The sequence below is a fragment of the bacterium genome (assembly GCA_036524115.1).
GTDB lineage: Bacteria > JAUVQV01 > JAUVQV01 > JAUVQV01 > DATDCY01 > DATDCY01.
The window spans coordinates 1-6614 of the sequence record DATDCY010000247.1 but is presented as its reverse complement, the minus strand read 5'-3'; the positions used below and the strand labels follow the sequence as shown (position 1 = coordinate 6614).

3 protein-coding genes are annotated in these 6614 nt (G+C 70.7%); all 3 read right to left on the bottom strand.

Annotated features, from left to right (window positions below):
- Positions 1 to 389: 389 nt before the first annotated feature.
- On the bottom strand, positions 390 to 3632 hold the full coding sequence (locus tag VI078_12100) for an efflux RND transporter permease subunit (protein HEY6000022.1): 3243 nt from the start codon (positions 3630 to 3632) through the stop codon (positions 390 to 392).
- 41 nt (positions 3633 to 3673) lie between these two features.
- Complete coding sequence (locus VI078_12095; GenBank protein HEY6000021.1) at positions 3674 to 5200, bottom strand: efflux RND transporter periplasmic adaptor subunit; 1527 nt, start codon at positions 5198 to 5200, stop codon at positions 3674 to 3676.
- A 40-nt stretch (positions 5201 to 5240) separates the two neighbouring features.
- The coding region (locus VI078_12090; GenBank protein HEY6000020.1) for a TolC family protein at positions 5241 to 6614 on the bottom strand (1374 nt) is incomplete at its 5' end.

Here is a 6614-nt window from a genome sequence, read left to right as displayed (position 1 = left end):
TCCCGCTCCAGATCCGCGCGCAGGCGCGGATCCACAGGTGCAGACTGGTCGATCACCACGCATTGCCGTCCTTCCGGATTCGCGCTCATGCGCCGATCTCGCGCTGTTTCCAGATCCGCGCGCAGGCGCGGATCCATAGGTGCAGACTGGTCGATCACCATGCATTCTGTTCTTCTGGATTCGCGCTCATGCGCGAATCTCCCGCTGCTTCCAGATCCGCGCCAAGCGCGGATCCATAGGTGCAGACTCGTCGATCACCATGCATTCTGTTCTTCTGGATTCGCGCTCATGCGCGAATCTCCCGCTGTTTCCAGATCCGCGCGCAGGCGCGGATCCATAGATGCAGACTGGTCCATCACCATGCATTTGCTGTCCTTCCGGATTCGTGCTCATGCGCGAATCTCGCGTTGTTTCCAGAGCTTGTAGACCGCCGGGTAGACCAGCAGCTCGAGCGCGAACGAGGTCACCAGGCCGCCGATCATCGGCGCCGCGATGCGCTTCATGACGTCCGCGCCCGCCGAGGTCGACCACATGATCGGCAGCAGGCCCATGAAGGCCGCCGCGACGGTCATCATCTTCGGCCGCGCGCGCTTGACCGCGCCGTGCAGGATCGCCTCGTCCAGCTCCGCGCCCGTGCGCAGCCTCCCCGCCGCCTTGGCCTCGTCGTGCGCGAGGTCGAGGAACAGCAGCATGAAGACGCCGGTCTCCGCGTCGAGCCCGAGCAGGGCGATCATGCCGACCCAGGCGGCGATCGAGACGTTGTAGTGCAGGAAGTGGAAGAGCCAGATCGCGCCGATGGCCGAGAACGGCACGGCCAGCATGACCACCGCGGCCTTGAAGGCGCTGCGCGTGTTGGCGTAGAGCAGCACGAAGATCAGCACGAGGGTGATCGGCACCACCACCTTGAGCCGCTCGCGCACGCGCATCATGTTCTCGTACTGCCCGCTCCACTGCAGCGAGTAGCCCTGGGGGAGCGTGACCTGCGCCGCCACGGCCTTCTTGGCCTCCGTGACGTAGCCGCCGATGTCGCGGCCCGCCAGGTCGACGTAGACGTAGCCGGAGAGAAAGCCGTTCTCGTTGCGGATCATCGCCGGCCCGGAGACGAGGCGGATGTCCGCGAGCTGCGCCAGCGGGACCTGCAGCGGGCGCATGCCCCCCAGTCCGGGGGCCGTGACCAGCACGCGCCCGAGCCGCTCGATGTCGTCGCGCAGCTCGCGCGGGTAGCGGATGTTCACGGCGTAGCGCTCGCGACCCTCGATGGTCGTCGTGATGTTCTCGCCGCCGACCGCCGTCATGATCACCCGCTGCACCGCCGCGATCGTCAGGCCGTAGCGGGCGATCTGGTCGCGGCGCGGCTCGATGTCGACGAAGTACCCGCCGGTCACGCGCTCGGCAAACACGCTGCGCGTGCCCGGGACCTTGGCGACGATCGCCTCGAGCTGCTCGCCGATCTTCTGGATCTGCGCCAGGTCGGCGCCGGCGATCTTGATGCCGACCGGGGTGCGCACCCCGGTGGTCAGCATGTCGATGCGGGCCTTGATCGGCATGGTCCAGGCGTTCGTGTTGCCGAGGAAGCGCATCTTGCCGTCCATCTCGGCCACCAGCTCGTCCCAGGAGATGTGGTCGGGCCAGATCGGGCGCAGCGGCGCCTTGAGCCACCCGGGCGCCCAGGAGGAGTACCAGCGCTCCTTGGCCCGCCACTGGCTCTCGGGCTTGAGCACCACGGTCGTCTCCATCATCGAGAACGGCGCGGGGTCCGTCGACGTGTCGGCGCGGCCGGCCTTGCCGAAGACCCGCTCGACCTCGGGAAACGAGGTCAGCACCTTGTCCTGGGCGATCAGCAGATCCTGCGCCTGCGCCACCGAGATCCCCGGGAGGGTCGTCGGCATGTAGAGGATCGTCCCCTCGTTGAGCGGCGGCATGAACTCGCTGCCCAGGCGGAAATACGCCGGCAGGCTCGCCGCCACCAGCGCCAGCGCCCCGGCGATGACCGCCTTGGGGTGGCGCAGCACAAAGCGGCAGGCCGGGTCGTAGACGCGGAAGATCACGCGGCTGATCGGGTGGCGCTCCTCGGCGTAGTACCTGCCGACGAACGCGGTGGTCGCGAGCTTCGCCAGGAAGCGCGGCTTGAAGGCAAACGGCTCGATGCGCGCGAACAGCATCCGCAGCGCCGGGTCGAGCGTGATCGCCAGGATCGCGGCGAGCCCCATCGCCAGGTTCTTCGAGTACGCGAGCGGCTTGAAGAGCCTGCCCTCCTGGTCGACGAGCGCGAAGATCGGCAGGAAGGCCACGGCGATGACCAGCAGCGAGAAGAAGACCGACGGGCCGACCTCCTTGAGCGCCTCGAGCCGCACGGCGTGGAAGTCGCCCTTCCCGCCGGCCGCCTGCCAGCGGTGGATCTTGTTGTAGGCGTTCTCGACCTCGACGATCGCGCCGTCGACGAGCACGCCGATCGAGATCGCGATCCCCGCGAGGCTCATGATGTTGACGGTCACCCCCATGAAGTAGAGCGGGATGAAGGAGAGCAGCACGGAGACCGGGATGGTGATGATCGGCACGATCGCCGAGGGCACGTGCCAGAGGAAGACGAGAATGACCAGCGAGACGATGATCATCTCCTGGACCAGCTCGTGCTTGAGCGTCGCCAGCGCGCGCGTGATCAGGTCGGAGCGGTCATACGTCGTGACGACCTCGACGCCGGGGGGAAGCGAGGGCTTGAGCTCGTCGAGCCGCTGGCGCACGCGCCCGATGACATTCAGCGCGTTCTCGCCGTGGCGCATCACGACGATGCCGCCGACGTGGTCGCCGAGGCCGTCGAGGTCGGAGATGCCGCGGCGGATCTCGGGGCCCATCTCCACGCGCGCGATGTCCCGCAGGAGCACGGGGACGCCGCCGGGCGCCGTCTTGACCACGATCCGCTCGAAGTCCGCCAGCGACCGCGCGTAGCCCTTGCCGCGGACCATGTACTCGGCCCCCGAGAACTCGATGAGCCGCCCGCCGACCTCGTTGTTCGAGTCGCGCACCGCCTCCATGACCATGTCCAGCGAGAGATCGTGCGCCGCGAGCCGGTTCGGGTCGACGGTGATCTGGTACTGCTTCTGGAAACCGCCGATCGAGGCGACCTCCGCGACCCCCGGCACAGACTGCAGCGCGTAGCGCAGCGTCCAGTCCTGGTACGAGCGCAGCTCCTCCACCGAGTGCTTCCCGGAGCGGTCGGCGAGCGCGTACTGGTAGACCCAGCCGACGCCGGTGGCGTCGGGGCCGAGCTCGGTCCGCACCCCCTCCGGCAGCCGCGAGAGGATCTTCGAGAGGTACTCGAGCACCCGCGAGCGCGCCCAGTAGATGTCGGTCCCGTCCTCGAAGATCACGTAGACGTACGAGAAGCCGAAGTCCGAGAACCCCCGGATCGCCTTGACGTGCGGCGCGCCGAGCAGCGCGCTGACGATCGGGTATGTCACCTGGTCCTCGATGATGTCGGGAGAGCGGTCCCAGCGCGAGTAGACGATGACCTGCGTGTCGGAGAGGTCCGGCAGCGCGTCGAGGCGGATCTGCTTGAGCGTGTAGAGGGCCGCGGCGCAGAGGACCGCCACGCCCAGCAGCGTCAGCGCGCGGTTGTGCGCGCAGAACTCGATGACGCGCTGGACGAAAGTCGGCTTGCCGGCGCCCGGCAGGCTCACTTGCCACCTCCCGGCGGGGCGGTCATGCGCTCGATCGCCGCACGCAGGCGCGACTCGGAATCGAGGAGGAAGTTCGCCTTCACGGCGACCAGCTCGCCCTCGCGCAGGCCGGCGAGGATCTCGGCGCGGCCCTCGCTGCGCGCGCCGACGGTGACCTCGCGCGGCGCGAAGACCCCGGGCTGCGTCTCGACGAAGACCACCGTGCGCACGCCGGTGTCGAGCAGCGCGGCGTCGGGCACGACGACGCCCATGGCCGCATCGAGCACCAGGGCGACGTCGACGTGCATCTGGGGCTTGAGCGCGAGTCCGGGGTTGGGGAACTCCAGGCGCACGGTGAGCGCCCTGCTCTCGGTGGAAAGCACCGGGCTGACGAAGGTGACCTTGCCCGTGAGCGCGATGCCGGCCTGATGCGGCAGGGTCAGGGTCGCCGACTGCCCGACGACCGCGGCGGCGGCCTCGTACTCGAAGAGCGAGACCTCGACCCAGACGCGCGCGAGGTCGGTGAGCGTGAACAGCTCCATCCCCGGCTCGACCTTCTGCCCCTCGAAGACCTCCTTCGCGGTGACGTAGCCGCCAAACGGGGCGTTGAGGGTCACGCTCTTGCGCGGCGTGCCGCTGGCCTCCAGCTCCCTGATGAACGCCTCCGGCACGTCGAAGAGCTCAAGGCGCCGGCGCGCCGAGCGGACAAGGTCCTCGCCGATGTCGCGCGCCGCCGGGTCGGTCGACGCGGCGAAGCGGGCGGCGGTCGCCCGCGCGCGCAGGTACTCCTCCTGGGTCGCGAGCAGCTCCGGTGCGTAGATCGACACCAGCGGCTGGCCGGCCGTGACCAGCTCGCCGGTGAAGTTGACCAGCAGACGCTCGACCCAGCCCTCGACCTTCGTCTGCACGCGGCGCACGCGCGTCTCGTCGGGGACGACGATCCCGACGGCGCGGATCGTCCGGCCGGCGAGCGAGCGGATTGCCGGCGCGGTCTGCACGCCCGAGCGCCGCAGCACGTCCTCGCTCGCGCGCACGGTGGCCAGCCCCTCGACGCCCCCGCCCGCTCCGCCCGCCTGCGCCTCGTCCGCGTAGACCGGCACGTAGTCCATGCCCATCTCGTCCTTCGCCGGCGTCGGCGAGGTGACCATCGGGTTCATCGGGTTGCGGTAGAACAGGACCCTGCGCTCTGCGCCCGGAGCCGCCGCGCTCTTGGCGCCCATGTCGGCGAAGAAGTCGTCCGCCTTCTTCTCCGGGGCGGGCGCCCCGGTGGCGGCGGGCGCGCCGGCGCCCGCCTGCGCCTCGATCTTCGTCAGCTTCATGTAGCAGACGGGGCAGTCGCCGGGTTTGTCGGCGAGGATCCAGGGGTGCATGCCGCAGGTGTACTTCTCCGCCGTGGCGGGCGTAGACCCCTTGCTTCCGCCCGGGCCCGCCACGCCGCGGTACCAGGCGACCCCGCCCCCGGCCAGCCCCAGGACTGCGGCGACCCCGACCGCGATCCAGACGCGGGAGTGTTGCCTCCGGATCTTCGTCGCTTCCTCGCTCATCGTCGCCTCTCCTTGGTCTCGCCCACGCCCGGGGCGGAATTCACGGTGTCTCCTCGATCCCGGCGGTGCCGGCCGCGGCTTCCAGGACGGCGCGCGCGCTGCCGGCGTCGGCCCGGGCCCGCTCGAGCGCGAGGTTGCCCTCGAGCCAGCCGGTGAAGGACTCGAGCAGGTCCGAGAACGCCACCCGGCCGGCGGTGTAGCCGCGCAGCGAGGCGTCGATCGCGGACTGCGAGAGCGGGAGCACCCGCTCGCCGTAGAGGACGGCAGTGCGCCGCGCGCGGTCGAGCCCGAACCACGCGGCGCGCACGCCCACGAGGGTCGCTGCGCGCGCCGCATCGCGCTCGCTGCGCTGCATCGCGACGCGCTGGCGCAGCTCGCGCAGGTAGGATTCGTCGGCGGCGAAGAACGGCCGTTGCGGCGGCTCCACGCGCGCGCGCTCGGCGCCCATCGCGCCGGCGTCCGCCCCCGACCCCGGTGCCGCCGCCGGGAGCGCCAGCCCGCCGGCAGCAGGCGTGAGGCCGAGGTCGAACCCGGGGTACGTCATGGTCTCGACCATCTCGAGCATCAGCTCCATGCGGTGCACCATCGCGTCCGCGGCCCGCACCTCCTGCCGCCGCTCGAGCGCCAGCCGCTCCACGGCCTGCTGGTCCGGGAGCGTCGCGGCCATTTCGCGCGGCGCCGGCGTCCCGACCGCCACCCGCGGGGACAGCGCCAGGATGCCGCGGAGGTCCGCCTCCATGTTCCGGCGCTCCCCGGCCAGGGTCTTCAGCTCCTCGAGGGCCTTCTCGCGCTCGATCCGCGCGCGCACCACGTCCTGGAAGCTCGTCTCGCCGGCCTCGTAGCGTGCCGAGACAGAGGCGCTCAGGTTCTCCAGCAGGTCGATCGTGCGGGAGGTGGCCTCGATCGCGCCGACGACGTAGCGCAGCTCCCAGTAGGACTTGCGCGCCATCGTGAGCGCGTCGCGCCTGGCCGCCTCCAGCTCCTCGCGAGCGGCGCGCACCGTCTCGGCGACGATCCGCCCCTTGAGCGCCAGCACCCCGGGGAAGGGGAACTCCGGCGGGCGAGCCATGCCGGCGGCGGCGCCGTTGCCCATCCCGGCGGCGACCAGGGAGGCGTAGCGCCGCAGGACCACATCGATCTGCTCGGCCTGGTCGAAGCCCTCGAGCGCCGCCTTCGCCTCGCGCTCCTTGGCGGCGATCATCGGGCTCCGCAGGAGCGTCAGGGCCTCCAGCGTCTCGAGCGAGAACCCGTCGGCAAGGGCCCGCCCCGCGGCGTCCTCGTCCGTCGCGGCCGCTCCCAGCTCTCGCAGCCGCGCGGCGTCGGGCGCCAGGAAGGCCGCCGCGCCATCGCCGCCGGCGAGCGCGCGCGACCACTCGTCCGCGAGCTGGTGCAGCCGCTCCGAGGCGGCGGCGAA

Bases quoted from the DNA above. Each gene is read 5' to 3' on its own strand.
- VI078_12095 (HEY6000021.1), bottom strand. From the start codon at position 5,200: ATGAGCGAGGAAGCGACGAAGATCCGGAGGCAACACTCCCGCGTCTGG.